The sequence below is a fragment of the Streptomyces durhamensis genome, from assembly GCF_000725475.1.
GTDB lineage: Bacteria > Actinomycetota > Actinomycetes > Streptomycetales > Streptomycetaceae > Streptomyces > Streptomyces filipinensis.
Genome location: NZ_JNXR01000013.1, coordinates 142,559 through 168,243 on the forward strand (window position 1 = coordinate 142,559; position 25,685 = coordinate 168,243).

The 25,685-nt window shown below is 71.2% G+C and carries 21 protein-coding genes and 2 pseudogenes; 6 read left to right on the forward strand and 17 right to left on the reverse strand.

The genetic code is table 11. The features are described 5' to 3' along the window. Positions 1–3: 3 nt before the first annotated feature. The 4 genes from IO33_RS0120210 to IO33_RS0120220 form a co-directional block, all read right to left on the reverse strand. Positions 4–600 carry a flavodoxin family protein gene (locus tag IO33_RS0120210; protein WP_031166942.1) on the reverse strand — a complete coding sequence of 199 codons (597 nt, stop codon included), beginning with the start codon at positions 598–600 and terminating at the stop codon, positions 4–6. A gap of 226 nt (positions 601–826) precedes the next feature. After that, complete coding sequence (locus tag IO33_RS54110; RefSeq protein WP_425347969.1) at positions 827–925, reverse strand: hypothetical protein; 99 nt, start codon at positions 923–925, stop codon at positions 827–829. Next, positions 879–1,220, reverse strand: coding sequence for a hypothetical protein (locus IO33_RS50465; protein WP_157857875.1), 342 nt, complete (start codon positions 1,218–1,220; stop codon positions 879–881). Before IO33_RS50465 ends, IO33_RS54110 begins: the two co-directional genes overlap by 47 nt. Before the next feature lie 11 nt (positions 1,221–1,231). Continuing rightward, positions 1,232–2,362: a hypothetical protein gene (locus IO33_RS0120220; protein WP_051926872.1), complete on the reverse strand. Its 1,131-nt coding sequence runs from the start codon at positions 2,360–2,362 to the stop codon at positions 1,232–1,234. A 1,423-nt stretch (positions 2,363–3,785) separates the two neighbouring features. On the opposite strand from IO33_RS0120220, the gene IO33_RS0120225 reads away from it, so the two are divergent. Further along, positions 3,786–4,982, forward strand: coding sequence for a hypothetical protein (locus IO33_RS0120225; protein WP_031166949.1), 1,197 nt, complete (start codon positions 3,786–3,788; stop codon positions 4,980–4,982). 20 nt (positions 4,983–5,002) lie between these two features. On the opposite strand, the gene IO33_RS0120230 is transcribed toward IO33_RS0120225, so the two are convergent. The 8 genes from IO33_RS0120230 to IO33_RS0120265 form a co-directional block, all read right to left on the reverse strand. Next, positions 5,003–5,482, reverse strand: coding sequence for a VOC family protein (locus IO33_RS0120230; protein ID WP_031166951.1), 480 nt, complete (start codon positions 5,480–5,482; stop codon positions 5,003–5,005). Positions 5,483–5,553: 71 nt separating this feature from the next. Beyond that, positions 5,554–6,147: a 3'-5' exonuclease family protein gene (locus IO33_RS0120235; protein ID WP_031166953.1), complete on the reverse strand. Its 594-nt coding sequence runs from the start codon at positions 6,145–6,147 to the stop codon at positions 5,554–5,556. 22 nt (positions 6,148–6,169) lie between these two features. After that, a complete protein-coding gene (locus tag IO33_RS0120240) occupies positions 6,170–6,493 on the reverse strand; it encodes a hypothetical protein (RefSeq protein ID WP_209438886.1) in 324 nt (107 codons plus the stop codon). Then, positions 6,480–8,078, reverse strand: a complete 1,599-nt coding sequence (locus tag IO33_RS50470; protein WP_157857877.1) for a hypothetical protein — start codon at positions 8,076–8,078, stop codon at positions 6,480–6,482. The genes IO33_RS0120240 and IO33_RS50470 overlap by 14 nt, the downstream gene beginning before the upstream one ends. Continuing rightward, on the reverse strand, positions 8,075–10,840 hold the full coding sequence (locus IO33_RS0120250; RefSeq protein ID WP_157857878.1) for an ATP-binding protein: 2,766 nt from the start codon (positions 10,838–10,840) through the stop codon (positions 8,075–8,077). Before IO33_RS0120250 ends, IO33_RS50470 begins: the two co-directional genes overlap by 4 nt. Before the next feature lie 29 nt (positions 10,841–10,869). Then, on the reverse strand, positions 10,870–11,823 hold the full coding sequence (locus tag IO33_RS53550) for an adhesin (protein ID WP_157857879.1): 954 nt from the start codon (positions 11,821–11,823) through the stop codon (positions 10,870–10,872). 113 nt (positions 11,824–11,936) lie between these two features. After that, positions 11,937–12,887: an EamA family transporter RarD gene (rarD, locus tag IO33_RS0120260; RefSeq protein WP_051926875.1), complete on the reverse strand. Its 951-nt coding sequence runs from the start codon at positions 12,885–12,887 to the stop codon at positions 11,937–11,939. 135 nt (positions 12,888–13,022) lie between these two features. Continuing rightward, on the reverse strand, positions 13,023–13,877 hold the full coding sequence (locus IO33_RS0120265) for an SDR family oxidoreductase (protein ID WP_031166965.1): 855 nt from the start codon (positions 13,875–13,877) through the stop codon (positions 13,023–13,025). 100 nt (positions 13,878–13,977) lie between these two features. On the opposite strand from IO33_RS0120265, the gene IO33_RS0120270 reads away from it, so the two are divergent. After that, the gene (locus tag IO33_RS0120270; RefSeq protein ID WP_031166967.1) at positions 13,978–14,382 is read left to right on the forward strand and encodes a winged helix-turn-helix transcriptional regulator; all 405 of its coding nucleotides are present in this window, start codon (positions 13,978–13,980) and stop codon (positions 14,380–14,382) included. A 15-nt stretch (positions 14,383–14,397) separates the two neighbouring features. On the opposite strand, the gene IO33_RS0120275 is transcribed toward IO33_RS0120270, so the two are convergent. The 5 genes and pseudogenes from IO33_RS0120275 to IO33_RS44340 form a co-directional block, all read right to left on the reverse strand. Beyond that, positions 14,398–15,459, reverse strand: coding sequence for a 2-oxoacid:ferredoxin oxidoreductase subunit beta (locus IO33_RS0120275; protein WP_031166969.1), 1,062 nt, complete (start codon positions 15,457–15,459; stop codon positions 14,398–14,400). Continuing rightward, positions 15,452–17,380 (reverse strand): 2-oxoacid:acceptor oxidoreductase subunit alpha, encoded by a 1,929-nt coding sequence (locus IO33_RS0120280; protein ID WP_031166971.1) that lies wholly within the window; start codon positions 17,378–17,380, stop codon positions 15,452–15,454. The genes IO33_RS0120275 and IO33_RS0120280 overlap by 8 nt, the downstream gene beginning before the upstream one ends. A 374-nt stretch (positions 17,381–17,754) precedes the next feature. Next, a complete protein-coding gene (locus IO33_RS0120285) occupies positions 17,755–18,450 on the reverse strand; it encodes a response regulator transcription factor (RefSeq protein WP_107069339.1) in 696 nt (231 codons plus the stop codon). A 348-nt stretch (positions 18,451–18,798) separates the two neighbouring features. Further along, positions 18,799–20,074 (reverse strand): annotated as a pseudogene (locus IO33_RS44335) (sensor histidine kinase). A 345-nt stretch (positions 20,075–20,419) separates the two neighbouring features. Next, positions 20,420–21,503: pseudogene (locus IO33_RS44340) on the reverse strand (sensor histidine kinase). 227 nt (positions 21,504–21,730) lie between these two features. Between IO33_RS44340 and IO33_RS0120300 the strand changes: the two are divergent. The 4 genes from IO33_RS0120300 to IO33_RS0120315 are packed head-to-tail and all read left to right on the forward strand — an operon-like array spanning position 21,731 to position 25,684. Further along, positions 21,731–22,150, forward strand: coding sequence for an NADH-quinone oxidoreductase subunit A (locus IO33_RS0120300; RefSeq protein WP_031166974.1), 420 nt, complete (start codon positions 21,731–21,733; stop codon positions 22,148–22,150). Further along, positions 22,141–22,755, forward strand: coding sequence for an NADH-quinone oxidoreductase subunit B (locus IO33_RS0120305; RefSeq protein WP_031166976.1), 615 nt, complete (start codon positions 22,141–22,143; stop codon positions 22,753–22,755). Before IO33_RS0120300 ends, IO33_RS0120305 begins: the two co-directional genes overlap by 10 nt. Then, positions 22,752–24,719, forward strand: a complete 1,968-nt coding sequence (locus IO33_RS0120310) for an NADH-quinone oxidoreductase subunit C (RefSeq protein ID WP_037685703.1) — start codon at positions 22,752–22,754, stop codon at positions 24,717–24,719. The genes IO33_RS0120305 and IO33_RS0120310 overlap by 4 nt, the downstream gene beginning before the upstream one ends. Beyond that, positions 24,716–25,684: a complex I subunit 1/NuoH family protein gene (locus IO33_RS0120315; protein ID WP_031166980.1), complete on the forward strand. Its 969-nt coding sequence runs from the start codon at positions 24,716–24,718 to the stop codon at positions 25,682–25,684. The genes IO33_RS0120310 and IO33_RS0120315 overlap by 4 nt, the downstream gene beginning before the upstream one ends. The last annotated feature ends 1 nt before the right edge of the window (position 25,685 follow it).

The following is a 25,685-nucleotide window of genomic DNA, read 5'->3' on the forward strand; positions in this document are numbered from 1 at the left end:
GGCCTAGCCGGCGGCCCTCTCGTGGGAGAAGCGGGCGAGGGGCGCTTCCTGGGCGAAGAAGGTCTTCGCGCGTGCCAGCGCCTCGGTGTCCTTCAGTACGTCGCCGGGCGCGCTGCCGTTGCCGAGCAGGACTCCGCCGAAGCGCATTCCCATGTAGGCGGCGGAGTTGTTGAGTGTGCCGACGTAGGGGTCGGCGACGGACGGCTCGTCGCCGGCGAGCGCCGCGATGCCCCAGAGGGTGCGGCCGGCCAGGTTCGCCCTGAAGTCGAGGCCCGGGGTGCGCAGCCAGCCGGACCAGTGGTCCAGGTAACGCTTGGTGAGGCCGGACACCGAATACCAGTACAGCGGCGAGGCGATCACGATGTCGGTGGCCGCGAGCGTGGCGTCCAGCAGCAGGCCGGTGGGGCTGTCCGCGGGCGGCCGTGCGTGGTCGCTGTCGTGCCGCAGGTCCGTGAAGTCGGGCAGCGGGTGCTCGGCGAGGTGTATCCAGCGCTGTTCGACATCACCGGGCAGCTGCTCGGCGGCCCGGCGAGCGAGCAGCTCGGTGTTGCCCTCGGCACGGGAACTGCCCAGGAGGAAGAGGAAGCGGCGTGTGGTCATGACTACCCCCGGCTGATCGGCGTACGACAATAAACTGCATGTGCATTATATGCACATGCAGCTATCGCGGGCCAGGGCCCGCCGCCGAGGGCGGACGCTGGCTCACCCTCAGCGCTTCTGCCGCACCGAGACGCGCAGGCCGGAACCGTTCTCCCGCTGGATGAACACGGGCTGCCTTCTCCGTCGCTTTCTCGACATTGTCGGGGTACTTGAAGAAGGGCAGCCGCTAGGGACTGGTGTGCGGGAAGTGAGCCACCCGTGCGTCGGGGTACCAGTTGTCACGCATGGCCAGGGCGGCCGGGCCCGAGAAACGTGAGTGACCGATGACGAGGTCGAACGGCTGCTGGTTCGGGTCTGGGAGCCCACGCCGCCGGGTGCATCGTGGCGCACTGCTGCTCGAGCCAATGGCGTCCCTCGACTTCACCCTTCGGCGGTTCCACGGTATGCAGTTTCACCCCCTCGTGGCCCTTCTCCACCGGAGAGACGGTCAGGAGCGTGACGTCGTGTCCACGGGCCGCGAGAGCCATGCTGATCTGTTCGTTGAAGACGGGCACACCACCCTTCCCCATGCCGCTGTCATCACACAGCACGAGGATCCTCTGGCGCCGTTCGTCCGGCATGGACTGCCCCCTCACAGTCCGACGTGAACGCCGAGTTCACGCTGGAACGAGTTGATGAAGTAGCTCAGGTCATAGGCGCTGTAGTGAATGAGGCCCGTGTGCGTCCCCGGGCGGAGGCGGGCTGCCAGCTCGTCGAGCATCTCGGCGAAGACGAGGGCCCGGGTCGCCGACAGAACCACCTCTTGCGCGCCCAGGTGGCGCTTGGGCGGATCCCGGTACTCGGTGAGTGCCCAGGGGGTGGGGCCTTCGGCGAAGACCCGCCTCCAGGCATCGGCCTCGTGGTCGAAGCTCTTGGGTCGTCGTTGCCCAGCCACCGTGACCTCGCCCCACGCCAAGTGATGCGCCGGGTCGATCCCCTCGAGATGCTCACGCCATTCGGGCGCCGGGCGTCCCTGGAGGAGTGCGAGGACGTCGGACGTGGCGATCGACGCCTCCATCATCACGGAGAAATCCGAATGAGCCTTGAGCTCGTCCGGCGTCGGGATGGCCTCGGCCGCTCGCCAAGCGGCGGTCCGCAGTTTCTCCAGGCGGGCAGGCAGGTCCGGCACAGCGCTGACGGGTCGGGAAGCAGGGGCGATCCACGGTTCGGACCCCGGCGTGTAGGGGCTCGGTGCGGCTGCGGACAGCGGTGCCCGCAATGCGTCGGCAGCCTCGTGGGCGAGCGCGCTCAGTCGTCCGGCCTCGGGACCGATGGTCACCGGAGGCCGTCCGGGAGCCAGTCGGCGAGCGAGTTCCTTGAGTGCGAAGATGGTCTCCAGATGCCGACTGCCGGTGGTCATGACGCAGGCACCAGGCTGGAGTTGTTCATCCACCAGATACCCTGGGTCGGCGTTCAGGCGGGTCATCCAGTCCTCGCGGGCCTCCTGGAAGCTGAGGGGCCGGTCCTCACCGCCTGGCGCACGGCGCGTGACGAGGTGCCGGGCGGGGTCGGACGGTTCACCGATCCGCGGCTCCTCCGTCTCTCCTGCCAGCAGGCAGTCCTCCAGCGTCTGCCAGGCAGCGCACCTCTCGGGCGACCACCCGAAACGAGGGTGCTGGTCCTTCCGGCGCCACGTGGGGCTCTCCTGCGACCACAGCATCCGAGCCGCCGCCGAGTACAGCTGCTCGTAGGCGAAGTCCAAACCTGTCTGATCGTGCGTCATATCCCTCTCCCAAGCCGGTTCCGGCAGTTCGTGATCTTGATCTTCCGTGTCTCATGCTCGCCGCTGCCGCCGTGCGAGTCCACCGCGTACGCTCACGGCTGTCCGCGCAGAACGGGCACAGCGCCGGCGGCATCCCGTGCCCCAACCGGCAACAGCTTTTCCGCGTGCCGCGGCATGGTGAGTGCAACAGCCTCGGGGAAGGGGCCGGCGAACCCGAGGCCGGCGGACCATACGGTGGTGGGCCCGGCGGCCGCCCCAGCCCCGTATCCTCCCCACTCGCGAGGTCGTCCCCTCCGGCTGCCCTGACGTGATGGCCCGTCGATACATCGCCATGTCCGACGCGCACCGGACGAGGACGCCGACTGTTCCCAGCCCCCGTGTGGTCGAGGGCCGGGAGCAGCCCGTTCCTCGTCCTCGGTCCGAGGGCCCCCGCCCGATGCCGCCTGGATCACGGCTGACCCCACACCGCCGCTGCCGGCCGCCGGCGGTCGACTGGTACGGCCGTGCCCATCAAGACGCCAGCTCTGCCCGGTGGTTTCCGGTCCGGGCACGGCAGTGGATCTGACAGGCACGCATTCGGCGGCGACCAGCAGGTCCGCCGTACATGGTCCCTGCCGCACCGTCGTTGGCCTCAACCGTCGTACGCCTCCACCACCGGAACCGAGGGCCGTTGACCACATCGGCCCCCGGGCGGCGAGCACACCCGCCGCCGGGCTGAGGCCGCACGCCTGCGCCGCCGCCCCGCCCGGCCCCGGGTCGAGGTGACCGTCAACGAGTTCACCGGGACCGTGAGCTGGCGCACCCTCTCGGCCAGAACGCCGCTCGCGCCGGGAAACGGCGCCAGGAGGGACCGGCCGGTGGCGCGCACGCAAGAGTCCGCGCCACCCACCCTGCGCGCGCGGGCGGCCGCGCTGCGTGCCGCGGGATTCGATCCGCAGCGGGCACCCGCACGTGGTGCCGCGCCTGTACCCACACATCCCGCCGCCGTGCGGGCGGCCGTGGAGACGAGCGCGGCGTCGCTGTCCCCGGAACAGCAGCAGGCCCATCTGGCCCGGGTCGGCATGCTCCGCTCACAGGTCTCGGGCGATCTCTCGGCCGGGGCACGTATGCCGTCGGCGGTGGCGGCCCGGTTGCGTTCCGCGGCATCACCCGCGCAGCTCCACGCGCTGTCGGCGGCGCAGACGGGGTCCCGGCGGACGGCGTCCCCGGCGGGCGGCCCAGCCGCCCCGAACCGTGCCCCCACGCCGGGCGCTCCGCCGCCGTCCGGCCCCCGGAGGTGACCGCTGCCGACCGGGCGGCCCCCGTATCTGGGACGAGCCTGTGACGTCGTGGTGACGCACAAGCCGAACCCGGGGGACAGACTGGTTGGTACGAGACAAGGGGTGCGACCGGATCGCCACGCCGGGGGAGTGAGGGAAAACCGATGGCCCGACTCAGCTTCGAGAAGAAGCGGGTGCAGCAGCCCGCGGTGCATCCGGCGGCGGTGGCCGTGCGGGTGTTCGGCGCGGGAGGCGCGTCGGTGGGCGGGACGTCGGTGATCGCGGCGCCGGGCGAGGAGATCCAGCAGGCCGTCCTCAACCACCTCCAGCGCCTGGCCATCAGCCTCGGCGCCCCGATACCCGCCACCATCCACGACGACCGCACCGGCTGTGTGGTCCCCCTGGAGGTCTCGGCGGACGGCTCCAGCCGGGTCACGGGACGGGCGGTACGGGTGGCCGCGGCGAACAAGGCGAACGCGGCGAGCGGCGCGGGCGCGGTGGACGTGGCGGCGCCCGTCGGCGCGGCCGTGCCGGGCGCAGCCGACGTGGTGTCACCGGCAGGTGCGGCTACGGCGGACCGCGTTCGGGATGTGCCGCTTGTGGAGGAGCCGGAGCCCCTCCCGGCCTGGATGGTGCAGGTGCCGACGGGACAGTTCGGTCCCGCGCCGGTCATGCCGGTCGGGGAGGCACCGGAGTCCGAGGCAGGGGCCGGGGCCTACGACCCCGATGCCGCCGCCCCCGCTCCCTCGGCCTCCACGGCGTACGCCCTCCCGGCCTCCACCCTGATGGCCTCCCTCGCCGACCCTGCCCCCGCCCCCACCCACACTCCCGCCCGCGGGTTCGACGCCGTTGCCGAGGAGGTGCTCGGGGACGGGCCCGTCACCGAGACCGCGGAGGGCGCCGAGCTGCTCACCGAGCCGATGACGCGGATCAACGAGGCCGTGCGGGCCGGCCGTATCGAGGCGGCGGCGGAACTCGCCGACCGTACGGTCACCGAGGCGTCCACCGTGCTGGGCCCCCGCCACGCCGAAGTCCTGCACCTGCGTGAACTGGCCGCCTACATCGCCTACTTGGGGGGCGACACAGTCCGTGCCTTCCAGCTGTCCCTGGACCTCGCCCGGCTGCGCCGGCAGGAGCGGGACGCCGAGGCCGCCTACGGCAACGTGCTGAGCGCGGCGACCGCGTGGCGCGCCGTCCGCGATCCCGAGGAGGGGCTGCGGCTGGGCCGGGGCCTGATCGAGCTGTGGACGGAGCTCACGACTGAGCCGGGCCCCGCCGCGGAGGACCTGCGTCCGCTGGAGTCGGCCCGCGCCCGCATGGTCCGCCTGACCGACCGGGCGGCCCGCGCCACGCAGCCGTAACCGGGCGGCAGGGTCACGGGCTACTGCACGCAGAACTCGTTGTCCTCCGGGTCCGCCATCAGCACCCACTCACCCGCGGGTTCCTTCGCCTCGCGCAGCACCCGCGCGCCCAGCGCCTCCAGCCGCGCCACCTCGCTCGCGCGCCGCTCGGTACCGGCGTGCACATCGAGGTGAAGCCGGTTCTTCCCCCTCTTCGGCTCGGGCACGCGCTGGAACAGCAGCCGCCGACCGAGGCCGGTGCCGGTCTGGGGGTCGTACGGGTCGTCGGGATGCCGTACGGCGACGAGGTCACGGAAGGCGGGGCGGCCGTGGTACTCGACGGTGGCGTCACCGGGCAACGCGCCCTGGTCCAGCAGCCGCTCGATCAGGGCGCTGTTGTCCTCGGCCGTGTAATGCAGCGCGGCGGCCCAGAAGTCGGCCTGCGCGTGCGGGTCGGAGGCGTCGATGACGAGCTTCCAGTGCAGCGGGACGGGTGCCTCGGCGGGCGTCTGCGTCGACATGGTGGTCAACGTACAGCGACTCGACGCACTTGGGGCTTCGAGGCGGGCGATCGTCTGGATGCATTTCGAACCTAGGGTTGGACCCCGTTCCACCGCATGACGTTCTGGAACAGCTGAGCCTGCTCGATCGCGTCGTCCAGCGCATTGTGCGTATGAGGGTGCGAAGAGAGCAGATGCCGGGGCATCGAGCGCTTCGTCGACGCAGTGATCTGCGAGGTGGACTTGGCCGCGTACAGGGTCTTGAGATCCAGGCAGCGGGAATGGCCAAAAGGGGAGCCGTTACTGGCGTACTGCATGAAGTACCAGTACATCCACATCCAGTCGTAACCCAGCGGGTAGGCGACGAACACCGGAGTGGCGGACAGTTCATCCGAGACGGCCGCGAGCCAGTCGGCCGCAGCGTTCATGGCCTGGGCGGGGGTCTGTCCCTCCCGGGCCAGCCGGTCACGATCCAGGCCGCTGACGGCCAGGGCCTCAGGATCGTAGGCGTCGCTGATCGGTTTCAGTTCCGCGTAGAAAGTGCGCTCAGTCGGGTCGCTCACGTGGAAGGCGTCGCCGTCGTGGACGCCCGCCACCGCCAGGCCGAAGCTGGACATCGAGAACGGCCCCGGCACCGGGCCGTCGGCCTCGACATCGGCCGAGACGTAGAATTCCGATTTCGTCACGACTCTCTTTTCATTGTGAAGTTCACGCGTGGAACTGGGCAGTGACCGTCAGTCCGGTTGTGGCCGCAGCGTTCAGGATTCCCCGGCGCAAGTCTTCCAGTTGGTCCTCGGGAATCGGATTTTGATCATATGTGAGCGCAATCATCCAGTCGTCGTCCGCGTAACGCCATAGCGTTAGCTTCGCGTGACCCTGTTCCTTGGGTCGCAACTCCCGCTGACCAAATTCCTGGTCCCAGTCGTCATCGAGGCGACCTCGCCGGTCCAGCCCCACCTGCTCTCGGAAGTTTGAGAGCTGCTCCCCGAGATTGCCTCTCATTCGGATCCGCAGTTGGTCATTCACGGTCATCGCCTCCCGGGCGGTTGATGATCCAGTCGCTCTCACGGAAATGTGTGGAGATTCCGCTGCCTACGTCCGTTCTGTCAGGCGGACCCGCCGAAGGGAACAAGGCCGGTGCGACCTCACGGCCGAGTTCTCCCTCCCAATTCGCTTTCCAGTCCTGTAGTGCGGGGAACGACTGTGCAGCGACCTCTTTGTTGACGAAGTCGTATTTCGGGTGGATGAGGTGCGGGCTCCTCGTTCCGGGGTCAGTAGCTTCCCATGTATTCCGAGCCTTGTCGACCATGGCGTCCGAGGAAAGCTGGATGTCGTAGTCGCTGGGTGGCTCCGGTATCCCCTTTTCGTCCTTCACGCCGAGCAGGTGCTTGGCGTCGAAGGGGATGCGTGCAGGTCGATCCGCTTCAGGACGATCCCCCATCCATCCCTGCAGCCTGGCCGCAGCGTCGGGCTGTTCGGCCAAGTCCTGTTCGGTGGGAAAGTCTTTGTGGGAGCCTGAGAAGAATTGCGCCGACGACCCTTGCAGTCGAATGTCGACCTGATCGGGGTCTATTCCGTCCGCAGCCAGCGCTTCTTTCAGGCTTCCGGTGAACCCCTCGAACTGTTCGGGGCTCATGCCCAGCGGAGCCTCGAATCGTTGCCAGGCTCCCACCTGTTTCTCGTCGAGGCCGAGATACTCCAAGTCGTCGTTCTGTATCTGGTATCCGGTGTCATCACACGGCCACCCTCGCACCCGCTCGCCTGATTCGAGTTCCGTCACCGGGACGCGGCCTGCTTCGTCTATGAGCCCGTCGGCCTGCGCAGCGTGCTTTCTCGCCTCCACGGGGTCGGCGGACTCCGCGGTCTCCTCCACCGGGACCGGTTCAGGAGCCTCGTCCAGCAGAGCGGAGTCGGCGGGTGCCGACTCCTCCGAACCTTCAGAAACTTCGGGATCCTCCAGGAGGTCCGGAGCCTCCGATGCATCCGGCTCCAGCTCTTCGGATGGCTCCGAGGGGTCAGGCGCTTCCAAAGGGTCGGCTGACTTCTCCCTTGTCGTGCCTTCGGCAGCCTCCAATGGCTCGGCCGCCTCGGTCGGTTCAGGGGCCGCTTCGGTTTCGAGTGCTGCCTCCGCCGAATCGGGCGCCTCAGCCGCTTCCGGCGCTTCCAGCGGTCCCGCTCCCTCAGCCGACTGGGCGGCCTCGGCCGGCTCGGGTGCTTCGGCGGGTTCGGGCGCCTCCCGCTCGCCCGTCTGTTCCGCCGACTCCGGTTCCCAAGGTTCCGCCTGTTTCGCAGGCTCTGTCGGCTCCCCGGGTTCCGCGGGTTCTGGCGCTTCCGTCGGTTCGGCGGGAAGTTCCGTCGGCTCCGGTTGCCCAGGTTCTTGTGCTTCCGTCGGCTCTGGTTCTCCAGGCTCTGGTGCCTCCGTCGGTTCGGCGGGAAGCTCTGTCGACTCCGGTTCCGCGGGCTCTGGCGCCTCTGTCGGCTCGGCCGAGAGCTTCGTCTCCGGGGCCGGCGCCTCCGGCTCGGGCGGAAGTTCCGTCGACTCCGGGTCCGGTGCTTCCGAGGACTCTGCCGGTGGCGTCTCCGGTCGTGTCGGCTGCTCGGTGGGGCGGTCGCTCATGCGTCACCTTCAGAGGAAACGTGCGTACGGTAGAGCCGGACCCAGGGGAGCGTCTTGCGCTGCCAAGCCGAGCGGGCCACGTGGACGAAGACGCAGGCCCGGTAGCCGGAGAGGGCTGCGGGGTCCTCGGCGGACAGGGGCGCACGGTCGGCGACGTCGGTGATCCAGGACGCCGTGGACTGCCACCAGGCCGTCTGTTCCGGCTTGGACTTCGGGTACACCGTGACCCGTTGCCGCAGCTCCTTGGCGTCCTCCGGCCAGACCGCCGTCGCCGCGCGGGAGCGGAACGCGCAGCGGTGGCGGCAGCCCTCGCACTCCGGGAAGGGGGCCAGGGCCGTTGAGACGGACGGGTGGGTGCCGGCGAAGTCGCGGAAGCGGGCCGCCAGATCGGGGGAGGTGGCAAGGGGCGCCCGCGCCAGCCCCGCCTCGCGGGCCGCCGCCGCGCGGACGTCCGGTACCGCGACGAGGGCCGGACGGTCCAGGCGGTCGTGGTGGGTGAACGCCTGGAAGGGCTCCAGGGTCGCCGCGTACCGTTCCTGGTCGGGGGAGAAGCGCATGGTCCCGCCGATGAGTTCACGGTCGGCCTGCGCCGGCAGACGGTGCATCACCTTCAGGTTCGTGTTCTTGTACGCGTCCTCCACCAGCTTGCCCGGCACCTGTTCGACGATCACGACGCCTTCGCCGTACTTGCGGTTCTCCGCGAGGGTGTTGGCGAAGGCCTGGGCCGCGCGGGCCTGGGCGTTCCCCTCCTTCGTGTCGCCCGACTGGCCCTGTGGCCGGCCGAGCAGGCGGTGTGCCTCCTCGATCACCGTGACATGGGCGAGGGAGCCGCCGGAACGGTTCGCCTTGTAGTGCTCGGTCATCGTCTGCAGGATCAGCGCGGTGATCAGCGACTGCTCCTTCTCGTTGTCGCCCACCGCCGCCAGCTCCACCACCACCGGCCGGTTCAGCAGTTCGGCCACCGGATACGACCGGGCCACGTCCAGCGTGCTGCCGCAGGCACCCTCGGCCAGTGCCTCGGCCCGCAGCAGGGACGCGGCGACGATGTTGTCCCGCACCTCACCGGAGTAGTCGAGAGCCTCGCACTGTCTGCGCATCTCGACGGTGAAGTCACGCAGGGTCGGCCACTCCTGGTCGGTGCTCGCGAGGTCGGTCGGGACGATGCCCTTGCGGGCGTACGAGGCACGCAGCGCGCGGTTGTAGATGTTCGGCAGCGGGTCCCAGAGACCGAACGCGGCATCGAAGCAGGCCATGAGGCCGGCCATGTGCGTGCTGATCCGGACCCCGGCCGGTACCTCGAAGGGGTTCAGCCGGAGCGGGGCCGTGGTCTCGTCGCCGACCGTCAGCACCACCAGGTCCTCGAAGCCGGGCCGGGTCGCCAGCCAGCGGTAGTCGTCCAGATCGGAGTTGACCGGTTCGAGGACCAGGAAGGGCACCCGGTGGTCGCGCCAGAGCTGTTCGCAGAAGGCGAGCGTCGTGTTGGTCTTGCCCGAGCCGGTCGTACCGACGAAGAGGGCGTGGCGGGTGAGGTCGCCCAGGGCGATGCCCAGCGGGCCGGCGGGGGTGTCGTTGACGAGCTGGCGGCCCAGGGTGACCGAAGGGCCCGACGCCTGGTACACCGTCTCCCCGGCCAGTCCCGGACGCCGTACCGGGAAGCCGGCCATGTGGCCGCTGACGGCGAGCGGCAGCCGGAAGGCGGCGCTCGCCTCGCGGGCGTCGACCAGCTCCGCGAGCAGGCGCAGCGGCGGGGAGAGGGGCTCGGGCAGCCGCCATCCCTGGTCGCCGCCCCAGCGGGGCTGCTCCAGCGTGGTCAGGGCGTGCCAGGCGAGCGGGAGCTCTGCGGGGGTGGGGCGGATCACGCAGTGTGCCGGGCCGGTGAACGTCTCGGTGAGCACCCCCTCCTCGCGGGCCCGTTCCTGTGGTGAGACGGTCGCGCCGACCAGCTCGGCCATGGACTCGGGCAGCGGTGCGGGCGAGGCGAGGGCGATCCGCAGACGGAAGGCCCGGTCGGTGTAGCGGCGTGCGGCGTCCGTGTAGACCCGGGAGGCGTCGACGGCGAAGGCGTCCGGGGCGAGCTGGGCGCCCGGTGACCACAGGCCGTCCGGCAGCTGGCCGGGCGTGCCCAGTCGCCCGTACTGGGTGGCGATCCGCTGCAGCAGCGGCCCCAGGTCGTCCGGTACGACGTACGGCTCCAGGCCGATGCTCAGCATGACCGGGTACGGGTGCCCGGCCAGTGCCGGCCACAGCGCGTCCCACGGCGGGGCGGACGCGGTGAACGGCTGCGGCGAGAGGTAGTACCTGACCCCCGCGTCCGGGCGGTTCGGCAGACCCGTGCGGTACCGCTTGCGTATCTCGGCCATGCCCGCAGCCGGTTCGAGGGTGAACGGTGTGAGCAGGCGGGCCACTTCCGCCGGGTCCTCCACCGGGCTCGCGCTCACATGGCGTGGCGGTGTGGCCAGCCGGGCGCGCAGGGCCAGCGCGGCGGCCTCCGCCGCGGCCGGGGTGGGCGCGTGGACGCGTCCGAGCAGCGCACACGAGATGCGGCGCTCGGCCGGGTCGGTGAGATAGCGCAGTTCGAGGCGCTCGCCGTGCGCCGTGGCCCACTGTCCGGTCAGCCACGCCGTTTCGGCCGCGACCGCCTTGACCCGTCGTTCCCCCTCCGTCAGGTCCGCGTACTCCTTGGTCTCCGTGAGGTCGGCGGCCGCGTCGATCCGTACGGCGACCCAGGCCCACACGGTCGGACCGGCGGAGACACTCAGCACACCGGGTGCTGCCGGAATGCCGCCGAGGGTCAACTGCCGTTCCAGCCGTTCGTCTGCGGTGCCGACGGATGCGGCGGTGCGGGCGGGCCCATGGGGGGCGTGCCGGGCGGCATCGGGCCGGCGGGGGCCGCACCGGGCACGGTGCCGGGTGCATGGCCGAACGTCGGCGGGGCCGGCGGAGTGGGCGGAGCGGCGGGACCGGTCGAGGCAGGTGCCGTCTGGATCGGGGGTTCCTGGCCGAAGGTCGAGGCCAGCGGCACCTCGATGCCCTGGATCGCGATCTCCACGCCCTCCCGTGCCGCCGAGTGCACGGCCTCCCGCATGGCGCGCGGGCGGTCGGTGCGCAGCATCTGGTTGAGGGTGCCCGCGCGGTTCACCAGGGAACCGATGAGATCCTTCACGAAGTGCCCGATGACGACGGCCCCAGGGCGGCTGCGCCACATCGTCCATCCGACATACAGGCTGGTGCCGTACGCGAAGACGGTCACGTACGCCACGTACCGGCCGCTCGTGACGACCAGCCGGTTGTGTACGACCTCGGGTGTGATGTCGCTGCGGACGCGGGCAGGCACCGCGGTGACCGGGATCCGGCGGCGGCTGAGGGAGCCGTAGACGGCCGCGTACGCGGAGGAGGAGGCGGCGGCCTTGTCCTCCAGGAGCGTCTTCCACTCGGAGATCGGCTCGTTGAACCGCGTGAACAGCAGGGTCACCCAGAAGACGATGAACGCGATCACCAGACCGGGGCTGAGGTTCTCGGGGTCGCCCGCGAAGAGCGCGGGCAGCGCACCGAAGAGGAGAAAGACGAGCAGCGAGGCGAACGTGGCCGTGATCCACAGTCGCTTGACGGCCCCGAAGTCGACCGACTCGTCGAAGGTCAGCTCGACGTCGCCGTACTGCAATGTCTGGTTGCGATAGGCCGCGTTCGGCCCCATCGCCCCCGTCGCCGCCCAGTCGGCGGCTCCTGCCGGCTGTGCCAAGTCCATCGCCCCGTCCCCCGATCCCCGTGACCGCTGTCGCGTCGGTGCCCTGTGTTCAAGGCAGTTGATCAGCTTAGTGCACGGGGCTGACAACCCGTAGGCGGCAAAGGCGTGTTGGCCTAGGCGTCCACGGGCGTGGAGTCGGGTGTGTCCAGTCGGGGTGTGCCCAGGGGTTCCCTCGGTCCGCGTGCGGAGCGCAGTGCGTCGCCCGTGAGCAGGAGCAGCGCCAGCCAGACCAGCGCGAAGCCGGCCCAGCGCTCGGGTGGCATGGCCTCGTGGAAGTACAGGACGCCGAGCAGGAACTGGAAGACGGGGGCCAGGTACTGCAGCAGGCCCAGGGTGGACAGCGGCACGCGGATCGCCGCCGCGCCGAAGCAGACCAGGGGGAGAGCGGTGACGAGGCCGGTGGAGGCGAGCAGGGCGGCGTGTCCGGCGCTGCCGTTCAGGAAGCTCGCGTCGCCGTGCGCGCCGAGCCACAGCAGATAGCCGAGGGCGGGCAGGAACTGGATCGCGGTCTCGGCGGCCAGTGACTCGACGCCGCCGAGGTCGACCTTCTTCTTGACCAGGCCGTAGGTGCCGAAGGAGAAGGCGAGGACGAGCGAGATCCACGGCGGGCGGCCGTAGCCGACGGTCAGGACGACGACGGCGGCGAGACCGGTCGCGACCGCCGCCCACTGCACGGGCCGCAGGCGCTCCTTCAGCAGCAGCACGCCCATCGCGATGGTCACCAGCGGGTTGATGAAGTACCCGAGGGCGGCCTCGACCACGTGCCCGGAGTTCACGGACCAGATGTAGAGGCCCCAGTTCACGGTGATGAAGGCGGCGGCCACGGCGACGAGCCCGAGTCGGCGCGGCTGGCGCAGCAGTTGTCCGGCCCAGGCCCAGCGCCGTACGAAGAGCAGGGCGACGGCCACGACGACCAGGGACCACACCATGCGGTGGGCGAGGATCTCCATCGCCCCGGCGGGCTTCATCAGGGGCCAGAACAGGGGCACCAGGCCCCACATGCCGTAGGCGGCGAAGCCGTTCAGCAGGCCTATACGGTGCTCACCCTTGGACGTCCCGGCCACGGCCCCTCCTTGTCGCCACGCCGCACGCGGGAGCCCGTCACACCCACGCACGCCAGAACGAAGGTAGCGCCGAGCGCCCTCGCTGTCATGCCCGTATCGCCATACGGTCATGACAGGCGAGGGTGCCGGGACGGGTCAGGGCTTGAGTGCGGCGGCGATCGCCTCGGCGAGCGGTGTGGCCGGGCGGCCGGTCAGACGGGCCAGGTCGCCACTGGTGATCACCAGCTCGCCCTTCTCGATGGAGGCGTCCACGCCGGCCAGGATCGCGGCCAGCGGGCCGGGCAGCCCGGCACCGGTCAGGATGCCGGTGAGAGCCTCGGTGGAGACCGGGGTGTAGGCGATCTCCCGCCCGGTGCGCCGGCTCAGCTCGGCCGCGTACTCGGCGAAGTCCCAGGCCTCGTCGCCGCCCAGCTCGTACGTCGTGTTCTCGTGGCCCTCGCCGGTCAGCACCGCGACCGCGGCGGCCGCGTAGTCGGCGCGCGCCGCCGAGGAGACGCGGCCGGCTCCGGCGGCCTGGACCACCGCGCCGTGCTCCAGCACCGGTGCCAGGTTCTCGGTGTAGTTCTCGTGATACCAGCCGTTGCGCAGCAGGCTGTACGGCAGGCCGGAGGCGAGCAGCACCTCCTCCGTCGCCCGGTGGTCGTCCGCCAGCGCCGCGGTGAGGCCGCCCGGGGCGCTGGTGTACGCGAGCAGTGCCACGCCGGCCGCCTTCGCGGCGTCGATGACGACCGTGTGCTGCCGCACCCGGCCCTTGTCGAACTCGTTGCCGGAGATCAGCAGGACCTTGTCGCCGGCGGCGAACAGGCCGTCGAAGGTCTCGGGCGCGTTGTAGTCGGCGACGGCCAGCCGCACCCCCCGGGCCGCGAGGCCGGCGGCCTTCGCCTCGTCCCGCACGACCGCGGTGACCTGCTCCGCCGGAACCTTCTCCAGCAACTGCTGTACGACGTGCCGGCCGAGGTGTCCGGTGGCTCCGGTGACGACGATGCTCATGGTGGGGAACTCCTTGGGATGCCGTGTGTCCGTGTATGACACTCACCCTAGGAGGGGCGCTAACTGAGCGACAGTACCCACTTTGAAGTAAGGTACGTCCATGTCGGTAAGTGAGTGGAAGGGTGACGGCGAGGCCATGTGCCCCCATCGCCTGGTCCTGGAGCACGTGACCAGCCGCTGGGGCGTGCTGGTGCTGATCCAGCTCCTCGACCGCTCCCATCGCTTCAGCGAACTGCGCCGGGCGATCAGCGGCCTCGGCGGGCGCGGCGTCAGCGAGAAGATGCTCACGCAGACCCTCCAGACCCTGGAGCGCGACGGCCTCGTCCACCGGGACGCCAAGCCCGTCATCCCACCACGCGTCGACTACTCCCTGACCGAGCTGGGCCGCGAGGCGGCGGAGCAGGTGCGGGCGCTGGCGCGCTGGACCGACCAGCGCATGGACGACGTGCTCAGCGCCCGCCGGGCATACGACGAGGCCCGGGAAATCCAGTCCCGGGCCTCGTAGCGGCGCACAGCAGGGTCAGCCGACGACCGTCCAGGTGTCCCCGCCGGCCAGCAGCGCGGACAGGTCGCCCTTGCCCTTCTGCTCGATCGCGGTGTCCAGCTGCTCGGCCATCGCCGTGTCGTAGACCGGCCGCTCCACCGAGCGGAAGACCCCGATCGGGGTGTGGTGCAGGGTGTCGGGGTCGGCGAGCCGGGAGAGCGCGAAGGCGGTGGTCGGCGACGCGGCGTGCGCGTCGTGGACCAGGACGTCCGCCTCGTTGTCCGCGGTCACGGTGACCACCTCCAGGTCCCCGGTGGCCCGGTCGCGTACGACGCCCCGCGCGCCGTCGGCCCCGAAGCGGATCGGCTGCCCGTGCTCCAGGCGGATCAGGGCCTCCTCGGCCTGCTGCCTGTCCTTCAGGGCGTCGAAGGCGCCGTCGTTGAAGATGTTGCAGTTCTGGTAGATCTCGATCAGCGCGGTGCCCGGGTGGTCGGCGGCCGCGCGCAGCACCTCCGTCAGATGCTTGCGGTCCGAGTCGATGGTGCGGGCCACGAAGGACGCCTCCGCGCCGATCGCCAGCGACACCGGGTTGAACGGCGCGTCCAGCGAGCCCATCGGCGTCGACTTGGTGACCTTGCCGATCTCGGAGGTCGGTGAGTACTGGCCCTTGGTCAGGCCGTAGATGCGGTTGTTGAACAGCAGGATCTTCAGGTTGACGTTGCGGCGCAGGGCGTGGATCAGATGGTTGCCGCCGATGGACAGTGCGTCGCCGTCACCGGTGACCACCCACACGCTCAGGTCGCGGCGCGAGCTCGCCAGACCGGTCGCGATCGCCGGGGCGCGACCGTGGATGGAGTGCATCCCGTAGGTGTTCATGTAGTACGGGAAGCGGGAGGAGCAGCCGATGCCGGAGACGAAGACGATGTTCTCTCTGGCGAGCCCCAGCTCCGGCATGAAGCCCTGAACGGCGGCCAGGATCGCGTAGTCACCGCAGCCCGGGCACCAGCGCACCTCCTGGTCCGACTTGAAGTCCTTCATCGACTGCTTGGCCTCGGCCTTGGGGACCAGCTGCAGCAGTCCGTTGCCGGTGTCAGTCATCGATGGCCTCCTTCAGAGCAGTGGCGAGCTGTTCCGCCTTGAACGGCATGCCGTTGACCTGGTTGTAGGAGTGGGCGTCGACCAGGTACTTCGCCCGGATCAGGGTGGCCAGCTGCCCGAGGTTCATCTCGGGGACCACCACCTTGTCGTACTGCTGGAGCACCTTTCCGAGATTGCGCGGGAAGGGGTTGAGGTGACGCAGATGCGCCTGCGCGATCGAGTCGCCGGCCGTCCGCAGCCGTCGTACCGCCGCGGTGATCGGCCCGTAGGTGGAGCCCCAGCCCAGGACCAGGGTCTTCGCGCCGTGCGGGTCGTCGACCTCGACGTCCGGGACCTCGATGCCGTCGACCTTGGCCTGCCGGGTGCGGACCATGAAGTCGTGGTTGGCCGGGTCGTAGGAGATGTTGCCCGTGCCGTCCTGCTTCTCGATGCCGCCGATGCGGTGCTCCAGACCCGGAGTGCCCGGGACCGCCCACGGCCGGGCGAGGGTCTGCGGATCCCGCTTGTACGGCCAGAAGGCCTCGGTGCCGTCCTGCAGGGTGTGGTTCGGGCCGGAGGCGAACTGGACCCTCAGGTCCGGCAGCTCGTCCAGGTCCGGGATCCGCCACGGCTCGGAGCCGTTGGCCAGGTAGCCGTCGGACAGCAGCATCACCGGCGTGCGGTACGTCAGCGCGATCCGGGCCGCCTCCAGCGCGGCGTCGAAGCAGTCCGCCGGGGTCCGCGGCGCCACGATCGGCACTGGCGCCTCGCCGTTGCGGCCGAACATCGCCTGCAGCAGGTCCGCCTGCTCGGTCTTGGTCGGCAGGCCCGTGGACGGTCCGCCGCGCTGGATGTCGACGACCAGGAGCGGCAGCTCCAGCGAGACCGCGAGCCCGATCGTCTCGCTCTTCAGCGCGACACCGGGACCGGACGTGGTCGTCACCGCGAGCGAGCCGCCGAAGGCCGCGCCCAGCGCCGCGCCGATGCCCGCGATCTCGTCCTCCGCCTGGAAGGTCCGCACGCCGAAGTTCTTGTGCTTGCTCAGCTCGTGCAGGATGTCCGAGGCCGGCGTGATCGGGTACGAGCCGAGGAACAGCGGCAGATCCGCCTGCTGCGAGGCCGCGACCAGGCCGTAGGACAGGGCGAGGTTGCCGGAGATGTTGCGGTAGGTGCCGACCGGGAAGGCCTTGGCGGCCGGGGCGACCTCGTAGGAGACCGCGAAGTCCTCCGTCGTCTCGCCGAAGTTCCAGCCGGCCCGGAACGCGGCGATGTTCGCCTCGGCGATGTCCGGCTTCTTGGCGAACTTCGACCTCAGGAACTTCTCGGTGCCCTCGGTCGGCCGGTGGTACATCCAGGACAGCAGCCCCAGCGCGAACATGTTCTTGCTGCGCTCGGCCTCCTTGCGGGTGAGCGCGAACTCCTTGAGCGCCTCCACCGTGAGAGTGGTCAGCGGCACCGGGTGGAGGTTGTAGCCGTCCAGTGAGCCGTCCTGGAGCGGGTCGGCGTCGTAGCCGACCTTCTGCAGGGCGCGCTTGGTGAACTCGTCCGTGTTGACGATGATCTCGGCGCCGCGCGGCAGATCGCCGATGTTCGCCTTCAGCGCGGCCGGGTTCATCGCCACCAGCACGTTCGGGGCGTCCCCGGGGGTCAGGATGTCGTGGTCGGCGAAGTGCAGCTGGAAGCTGGAGACACCGGGCAGGGTGCCGGCGGGTGCGCGGATCTCGGCGGGGAAGTTGGGAAGGGTGGAGAGGTCGTTGCCGAAGGAAGCTGTCTCGGAGGTGAACCGGTCACCGGTGAGCTGCATGCCGTCACCCGAGTCCCCCGCGAACCGGATGATCACCCGGTCCAGGCGCCGCACGTCCTTCGCGCCGCCCGGTTTGCGCTGCTCTCCCACGACGGTTCCGTCGGTGTGCTCCGCTGGGCTGCTGACCTGGCTGGTCACTGAACTGGACCTCCTTCGAGGCGGCTGTCCGTCGGGTGGTCGTCCCACGGACCATCCCAGGATCAACCCTACGTCGGTTAGGGTCGCCTTCCCGAGGCCATCCGAGGATTGGACGACGTTTCGAGACGGCCTGTCGCGCTGTTACTCACTCTCCCGCATGATGACCCGCGTCGCCGGAGCTCCGATCAAGAAGTTCCCGAGCGTCCCTCGGTTGTCTCCTGAGTCCTCCCCAGTCGGGTGCCCGGCTTCCCCAGGCGGCCGGGCGGTTCCCGACGGTTCGGCGCCCAGCCCGCACGGCGTCCCGTCCGCCGGGAGTCCGGCGGGGTTCCGGGACGACTCCGGCCGGATTCCAGCGGGAGTCGCTCAGGAGTCCGTCAGGAGTTGAGGTAGGTCAGAACGGCCAGAACGCGCCGGTGGTCGCCGTCGCTCGGGGCCAGCCCGAGCTTCAGGAAGATGTTGCTGACGTGCTTCTCCACGGCCCCGTCGCTGACCACCAGCTGCCGGGCGATCGCCGAGTTCGTGCGTCCTTCGGCCATCAGGCCGAGCACCTCGCGCTCGCGCGGGGTCAGCCCCGCCAGCACGTCCTGCTTGCGGCTGCGGCCGAGCAGCTGCGCGACCACCTCCGGGTCCAGCGCCGTACCGCCCTCGGCCACCCGCACCACCGCGTCCACGAACTCGCGCACCTCGGCGACCCGGTCCTTGAGCAGATAGCCCACGCCCCGGCTGGAACCCGCCAGCAGCTCGGTGGCGTAACGCTCCTCCACGTACTGCGACAGCACCAGCACCCCGAGCCCCGGATGCACCTTCCGCAGCCGTACGGCCGCCCGTACGCCCTCGTCGGTGTGGGTCGGCGGCATCCGTACGTCCGCCACGACCACGTCGGGCAGCATGCCCTGCGCCTCCAGGTCGGCGACGGTCTTCACCAGCGCCTCCGCGTCCCCGACGCCGGCCACGACATCGTGTCCGCGGTCGGTCAGCAACCGGGTCAGGCCCTCCCTGAGCAGCACCGAGTCCTCGGCGATGACCACCCGCACCCTGTTCTCCACGATCTCCCGGCCCCCCAAGCCCATGCCGCTCGCCGGACGAAGCCGGTCCGACGACGTTCTTCCGTGCGGACGCTTGTCCGTACGGAGGTCAAGCATCCCAGCATTCGGTCCGCATCGCCGCCGCACGGCACAACCCGGCTGCCCACGGCGCGTGACGGGCTCGGGGTGGCTGGGGCCGAGGCGGGTCCGCGGGGATGGGCCGACGGGGTGCTCGGGGCTCGGCGGGACTGCCGTGCGGTGCCCTCACGGGCCGCCCTCACGGCTCTTCGGCGGCAGAGGGGGAAGGGGCTGCCTGGGGGTGCTGGGCGGTCGGGGCCGGCGGGCCGGCGGGGGACTCGCCGGGCGGTCGGGGTCGTCGGGTCGTACCCGGTGTCAGGCCCGCCAGGGCAGTTCCCCGATCACCCGGGTGGGGCCGCCCGCCGGGGAGTCCACCACGAGGATGCCGTCCACCGCGTCCAGGCGTCCGGCGAGGCCGGCCAGGCCCGAACCGCCGAAGACGTCCGCGCCACCCACCCCGTCGTCGGTCACCTGCAGCATCAGCCGGTCCTCCGTGCACCACACGTCCACCGACGCGGACCGGGCCCCGCTGTGCTTGCTGATGTTCTGCAGCAGCTCGGAGACGGTGAAGTAGGCGATGCCCTCGATGGCCGGCGCCGTCCAGGCCCCGGTCGGTCAGCACGGCCGGATGGATACCGCGGGCGAGGTCGCGCAGTTCCTGCAGCGCCGTCTTCACCTCGCCGTGCGCGTCCTCCACCATCCGCGCCGCCGCCCGCGGGTCCTCCCGGAGCTTCTCCTTGGCCAGCCCCAGGTCCATGGCCAGGTTGACCAGCCGGGCCTGGGCTCCGTCGTGCAGGTCCCGCTCGATGCGCCGCAGGTCGGCGGCGGCCGTGTCGACCACGACCCCGCGGTCCGACTCCAGTTCCACCACGCGCGCCGACAGCGGCGACGGCCCCAGCAGCCCCTGGACGAGCAGCCGGTCCACCGTCGTCAGGGCCCGCACGATCCACGGCGTGGCCAGCGTGAACAGCAGGCCCACCAGCGCGGTCACGGTGATCTCGAAGGGGTTGTCGAGATACACGCTGTGGTGCTCGTCGCCGTACAGCTGCAGCCCGCCCTGGCCGGCGTACGCCGGGAAGACCCAGAACCACAGCGGGTAGGTCAGCAGCGTCCAGCCGAACGTCCACAGGCTCACCGCCACCGAGAACGAGAACACCGCCCAGGGGAACTGCACCAGCGCGTACAGCAGGTTCCGCCACGAGGCGCCGCTCTTGAGCACCGCGCCCGTCCAGGCCAGCACGCCCGGCCCGCGCATCCGCAGCGGCTCCGGCTCGGCCACCTCCAGCCGCAGCAGCCCGCGCGCCCGCGCCCGCTCCAGCGCGCCGAAGCCCCGGCAGCCGGCGAGCCCCGCCGCGAGCACCGGGATACCGAGGAAGGTCACCAGCAGGCCCGCACCGAGCGACACCATGGTCACCGTCCAGGTGAACAGCACGACCGAGATCGGCAGGCTCAGCAGGACATAACCGAGTTCGCGCCAGCTGCGCGCCTCGAACGGCGCCCGCAGCGCGGCGGGCAGCCGATGGCCGGGCCCCGCGGACCGTCCGTCCTCCTCCCGCCCGTACCCGTACCCGTGTCCGTACTCCGTGGCCATCGATGTCGTCCGTTCTCCTCGTGCGGTCGGCGGTTCAGCCGTGTCTCCACAGTCGTGCGCCGGGGCGTGCCGGGCCATGGAGTCCGTCGGCGTCTTGGCCCGGGGGTTTTCCCCACCCCGGTCCCCGGCGGCCAGGCCGTTGTCCGGCGCGGTCGGCCGTGCTGCGCCGTCAGTTGTGCGGTGCGGTCAGTTGTGCGGTGCGGTGCGGTCGGCTTTCGGTGCCGTCCGGCGGGATCGCCGTAGGGGGTTCCGCCGTGGTGCGGCTGCGGGTTCGCCGGGAGTGTTCGCGCGGTTCCCGGCGCCCCAGGGGGCCGCAGACGCGGGCACCGCGTGGGGAGCCGCCCGCTACTCCGTCCGGTCCCGCCACGGCAGCTCGGCTGTGATCACCGTCGGGCCGCCGGCCGGGGAGTCGAGCACGAACAGGCCGTCCACCGCGCCCAGCCGCTCCGCGAGGCCCCGCATCCCGGTGCCGCCGTCCAGCCGGGCGCCGCCCCGGCCATCGTCCCGGACCTGGATGAGCAGCCGGTCCTGCGTCCGCCACACGTCCACCGACGCGGACCGGGCCCCGCTGTGCTTGCTGATGTTCTGCAGCAGCTCGGAGACGGTGAAGTAGGCGATGCCCTCGATGGCCGGCGCGATGGATGCCGCGGGCCAGGTCGCGCAGCTCCTGCAGCGCCAGCTTCACCTCGCCGTGCGCCTCCGCCACCATCGCCGCGGCCGAGTCGGGATCCTCCAGCAGCTTCTCCTTGGCCAGACCGAGCCCCATGGCCAGGTTGACCAGCCGGGCCTGGGCCCCGTCGTGCAGGTCCCGCTCGATGCGCCGCAGGTCGGCGGCGGCCGTGTCGACCACGACCCCGCGGTCCGACTCCAGTTCGGCGATACGGCGTTCCAGCTCGTCCGACGGCGACAGCAGTCCGCGCACCATGAGGCGGTCCACGTTCGCCAGGCCCCGCGCCAGGTACGGCAGCACCGGCCACAGCACGAACAGCGAGGTCAGCACGGTGCAGAAGGTGAGGACGCCCCAGGGCAGCCGGATCGCGTCGTACAGCAGGGTCCGCCAGCCCACCGGATCCTTCAGCGCCATCCACCACCGCTGCGTCAGCCCGCCGCTCCGGGCCAGCGGCATCGGGGTCGGCTCCTCCACCCGCACCCCGAGCAGCCGCCGGGCGCGGGACCGTTCCAGCTTCCCCAGCTGCCGTGCGCCCAGCAGACCGAGCGCCAGCAGCGGAAGACCGATCACCGTGATCGACAGGGCCCCTCCGACGGACAGCGCGGTGATCGCGTAGACGAAGCCGAACACCGTCACCGGCAGGTTCAGCAGGAGATACAGGATCTCCTTCCACGTGTGCGCGTCGTAGGCCGGACGGATCGGCGGCAGCCGGTCGGTGCCGTCGGCCGCCCGGCCGGTGGCGGAACTGGTAGCGGTCATACCGGCCAGCCTGCCGTGCGCGACGCCTTCCACGCCATGCGGTACGCCGCCCTCCGCCGCCGGGGGAAAACCCCACCCCCGCCCACATCTCCTGTCTCAGCCCGTGACGGGCTGCTTACCAGTTCTTTATCAGGGCCTAGACTCCCGTGCGTACAGATCGTCGAATCATGTTGCATCACAGAGTTCACTAATTCACCAGGTCACGAGTCAGGGAGCGAGGTCCTACGGTGCGGGAGACGTTGGGGGACTCGACGGTCACCACCGCGCACGTCATCGCGGCCGGCTACTTCCGGTCCTACTCGGTGGTGGGCCTGCTCGCGCTGGTCGGCGTGCTGTTCGTCGCCGTCGCCTTCGGCGCCGGCCGGCTGCTGCGCCCGGTCGTACCCACCCCCGAGAAACTGTTGACCTACGAGTGCGGCGTCGACCCCGTCGGCGAGGGCTGGGCCCACACCCAGGTCCGCTACTACGTCTACGCCTTCCTGTACGTGATCTTCGCGGTCGACTCGATCTTCCTGTTCCCCTGGGCGACGGTCTACGCCGCCCCCGGATACGGCGCGACGACCCTGGTGGAGATGTTCGTCTTCCTCGGCTTCCTCACCGTGGGCCTGCTGTACGCATACAAGAAGGGCGTCCTGGCATGGACGTGAACCCCGCACCGTCCGAGCCTGTCCTGCTCCCGGAGCCGAAGCGCCTGGGCGCGCTGGCCCGGCTTGCCCCCGAGCCGATGAAGGTGGTCCTGAACTGGGGCCGCCGCTACTCGCTGTGGGTCTTCAACTTCGGCCTCGCCTGCTGCGCGATCGAGTTCATCGCCGCGTCGATGGCCCGCCACGACTTCATCCGCCTCGGCGTCATCCCGTTCGCACCGGGCCCCCGGCAGGCCGACCTCATGGTCGTGTCGGGCACGGTGACGGACAAGATGGCGCCGGCCGTGAAGCGCCTGTACGAGCAGATGCCGGAGCCGAAGTACGTCATCTCCTTCGGGGCCTGCTCCAACTGCGGCGGCCCCTACTGGGACTCGTACTCGGTGACGAAGGGCGTCGACCAGATCATCCCCGTCGACGTCTACGTCCCCGGCTGCCCGCCGCGCCCCGAGGCGCTGCTCCAGGGCATCCTCAAGCTCCAGGAGAAGATCGCCCGCGAGTCGCTGGGGGAGCGCTACGGCGCCGGTTCCGCCCGCCCGTCCACTGCGGCCCTGACCAGCGACCTGGTGAAGCCGCCGCCGGCTCCGGGCACCGAGGGGGAGGCCCGATGAGCACCGTCGGCTGGCTGCCCGCCCCGGTCGAGGACCTCTTCGGTACGGACGCCACGGCCGAGGAGTCGTACGACGTCCTGACCGTGGACGTACCGCCGGCGTCCTGGCTCACCGCCCTGGAGACGGCCCGTACGACCCTGGGCTGCACCTACTTCGACTGGCTGAGCGCGGTCGACGAACCGGGCACGGGTTTCCGCGTCTCGGCGCACGTCGTCGCCCTCCACCCGGTCCGCCGTCTCCTCGTCCGCACGACCGTCCCGCACGAGGCGCCGACGCTGCCCTCCGCCGTCGGCGTCTACGCGGGCGCCGGCTGGCACGAGCGCGAGACCCACGAGATGTTCGGCGTCCGCTTCGAGGGCCATCCGTCGCTGGAGCACCTCCTCCTGCCCGAGAACTTCGAGGGCCACCCGCTGCGCAAGGACTTCGTCCTCGCCGCCCGCGTCGCCAAGGCCTGGCCCGGTGCCAAGGAGCCGGGCGAATCCGAACACGGCGGCCCGAAGCGCCGGCAGATGCTGCCCCCAGGCGTGCCGGACCCCAACGAATGGGGCCCGCTGAAGGGCCAGCTCCCGCCCGCCCCGGCCCGCCCGGCCCGTGCGGCGGGACGCGCGGCGGGCGAGCGCCCGGCCCGCGCGGCGGGAGACCGCCCGGTACGACGCACCCGTACGGCAACGGAGGGCTCCGCGAGTCAGGCGGAACCGACTCCCGCCGGGGCCACTGAGGCGACGAGTGTTGCTGACGCTGCGGGGGCCGCTGGTGCTGAGGCAACGGGTGTTGCCGGGGCTGCGGGGGCTGGCGCGGGAGCGACCGGTGCTGCTGGTGCTGCGGGGGCGGCCCGGCCGCGGCGGACGCGGAGCGCGAGCGAGGGCTCGGTGAGCCAGGCCCGCGCGGCGGCCCCGCAGGACGCGGCCGAGCAGAAGCAGGCCGCGGCCGAGGGCGACGCGTCCCGGGCGGCGGGTGCGGAAGGCCCGGCTGCCGAGGCGTCCGTGGCACACGAGCCCGGCCCGGCGCCGGCCCGGCCGCGCCGCGCCCGCAGCGCCTCCCAGGGCTCTGCCTCACAGCAGCCCCGGACCCCGGAAGCGACGACACCGGCTTCCGGTGAGCCGGCGGGTCCGGGTTCGGGTTCGGGTGAAGCGTCGGATTCGGCTTCCCATGCGCCGTCGGGTTCGGGTTCGGGTTCGGGTGAGCCGGTTGCAGGGGCCTCAGATGGTGCGACGGCGCCGGGCAGCGCGGCTCGCGCCGCCCGCCGGAGCACGGCCCCGCGCAGCTCGGACGCCCCGTGGCACCACGCCCGGCCGGCTTTCGAGGAGCCGACGGAGTCCGAGGGGGCTTCTACGGAGGCCGAGGGGGCTTCTGCGGAGGCTGAGCGGGCCCCTGCGGAGGCCGAACCTGCCTCTGGGGAAGCGGAGTCGACCTCTGCGGGAGCCGAGCCTGTCTCCGGGGAGGCCGAGCCCACGCATGTGACGCCCGAGTCGGCGCCTGCGCGGCCCGAGTCAGCGCCTGGGGAAGCGGAGTCGACCCCTGCGGAGGCCGAGCCGACCCCTGCGGAGGCCGAGCCGGACCGTGCGGAGGCCGAGCCGGACCGTGCGGAAGCCGAGCCGGACCGTGCGGAGTCCGAGCGGGCCCCCGCGGAGCCTGAGCGGGCTTCCGCGGAGCCTGAGCGGGCCCCCGCGGAATCCGGCCCGATGACCGCTGCGGAATCCGACCCGAAGATGTCCGCTGCGGAGTCCGAGCCGACGCCCGTCGAGCCCGAGCCGGCTCCTCAGGAGCCCGGGTCGGCCGAGCAGCGGTCCGAGCAACCCGCCACCGCCGAGGGTGACGGCCCGGCCGCGCCTGACGACCCGGCCGCCCACGTGGACCGCGCCGCCCCCGCCACCCGCGAGGACCCGGCCGCCCCCGGCAGCCCCGTCACCCCCGGCAGTCCCGCCACCACCGACGACCCCGACCCCACAGGAGGCCCGCAGTGAACGGCGCGCTGGACGTCGCCCTGCGACTCCTCGTCGTGTTCGTCGTCTTCCTCACCTTCCCGCTGATCGTCGGCCAGACCGAGCACAAGGTGATGGCCCACATGCAGGGCCGCCTCGGCCCCATGTACGCGGGCGGCTTCCACGGCTGGGCCCAGCTCATCGCCGACGGCGTGAAGTTCGCGCAGAAGGAGGACGTGGTCCCGGCCGGTGCCGACCGCCGCGTCTTCCAGCTCGCCCCCGCCGTCGCCCTGCTGCCGTACCTCCTCGTCCTGCTCGCCATCCCGATCGGCCCGAGCGAGGGTGCCGTCGGCCAGGTCCTGGACGCGGGCGTGTTCTTCGTGCTCGCGGTGATGGGCGTCGGCGTGCTCGGCTCACTCATGGCCGGCTGGGCCAGCGCCAACAAGTTCTCCCTGCTCGGCGGCCTGCGCACAGCCGCCCAGCTGCTCGCCTACGAGCTTCCGATGCTGCTCGCCGCCGCCTCGGTCGCGATGGCGGCCGGCACGGTCTCGCTGCCCGGCATCCTGCACGCCTTCCACTGGTGGTGGGTGCCCTGGCAGATCGTCGGCGCACTCGTCTTCTTCATCGCGGGACTCGCCGAGCTGCAGCGCCCGCCGTTCGACATGCCCGTCGCGGACTCGGAGATCATCTTCGGCGCGTACACCGAGTACACCGGTCTGCGCTTCGCCCTGTTCCTGCTCGCCGAGTACGCCGGCATCGTCGTCCTGTGCGGTCTGACCACCGTCCTCTTCCTGGGCGGCTGGCACGGCCCCTGGGGCCACGACGGCCTGGGCTGGCTGTGGACCCTGCTGAAGACCGCGATCCTCGCCTTCGTCGTCATCTGGCTCCGCGTCACCTACCCGCGACTGCGCGAGGACCAGCTCCAGAAGCTCTCCTGGACCCTCCTCGTCCCCCTCTCCCTCGCCCAGATCGCCCTCACCGGCATCGTCAAGGTGGTGATCTCCTAAC

Bases quoted from the DNA above. Each gene is read 5' to 3' on its own strand.
- IO33_RS0120275 (WP_031166969.1), bottom strand. From the start codon at position 15,459: ATGACTGACACCGGCAACGGACTGCTGCAGCTGGTCCCCAAGGCCGAG.
- IO33_RS0120230 (WP_031166951.1), bottom strand. From the start codon at position 5,482: ATGTCGACGCAGACGCCCGCCGAGGCACCCGTCCCGCTGCACTGGAAG.
- IO33_RS50470 (WP_157857877.1), bottom strand. From the start codon at position 8,078: ATGAGCGACCGCCCCACCGAGCAGCCGACACGACCGGAGACGCCACCG.
- IO33_RS0120305 (WP_031166976.1), top strand. From the start codon at position 22,141: ATGGACGTGAACCCCGCACCGTCCGAGCCTGTCCTGCTCCCGGAGCCG.
- IO33_RS0120310 (WP_037685703.1), top strand. From the start codon at position 22,752: ATGAGCACCGTCGGCTGGCTGCCCGCCCCGGTCGAGGACCTCTTCGGT.
- IO33_RS0120210 (WP_031166942.1), bottom strand. From the start codon at position 600: ATGACCACACGCCGCTTCCTCTTCCTCCTGGGCAGTTCCCGTGCCGAG.
- IO33_RS0120270 (WP_031166967.1), top strand. From the start codon at position 13,978: ATGTCGGTAAGTGAGTGGAAGGGTGACGGCGAGGCCATGTGCCCCCAT.
- IO33_RS0120225 (WP_031166949.1), top strand. From the start codon at position 3,786: ATGGCCCGACTCAGCTTCGAGAAGAAGCGGGTGCAGCAGCCCGCGGTG.
- IO33_RS0120285 (WP_107069339.1), bottom strand. From the start codon at position 18,450: ATGGGCTTGGGGGGCCGGGAGATCGTGGAGAACAGGGTGCGGGTGGTC.
- IO33_RS0120240 (WP_209438886.1), bottom strand. From the start codon at position 6,493: ATGACCGTGAATGACCAACTGCGGATCCGAATGAGAGGCAATCTCGGG.
- IO33_RS50465 (WP_157857875.1), bottom strand. From the start codon at position 1,220: ATGCCGGACGAACGGCGCCAGAGGATCCTCGTGCTGTGTGATGACAGC.
- IO33_RS53550 (WP_157857879.1), bottom strand. From the start codon at position 11,823: ATGGACTTGGCACAGCCGGCAGGAGCCGCCGACTGGGCGGCGACGGGG.
- IO33_RS0120265 (WP_031166965.1), bottom strand. From the start codon at position 13,877: ATGAGCATCGTCGTCACCGGAGCCACCGGACACCTCGGCCGGCACGTC.
- IO33_RS0120220 (WP_051926872.1), bottom strand. From the start codon at position 2,362: ATGACGCACGATCAGACAGGTTTGGACTTCGCCTACGAGCAGCTGTAC.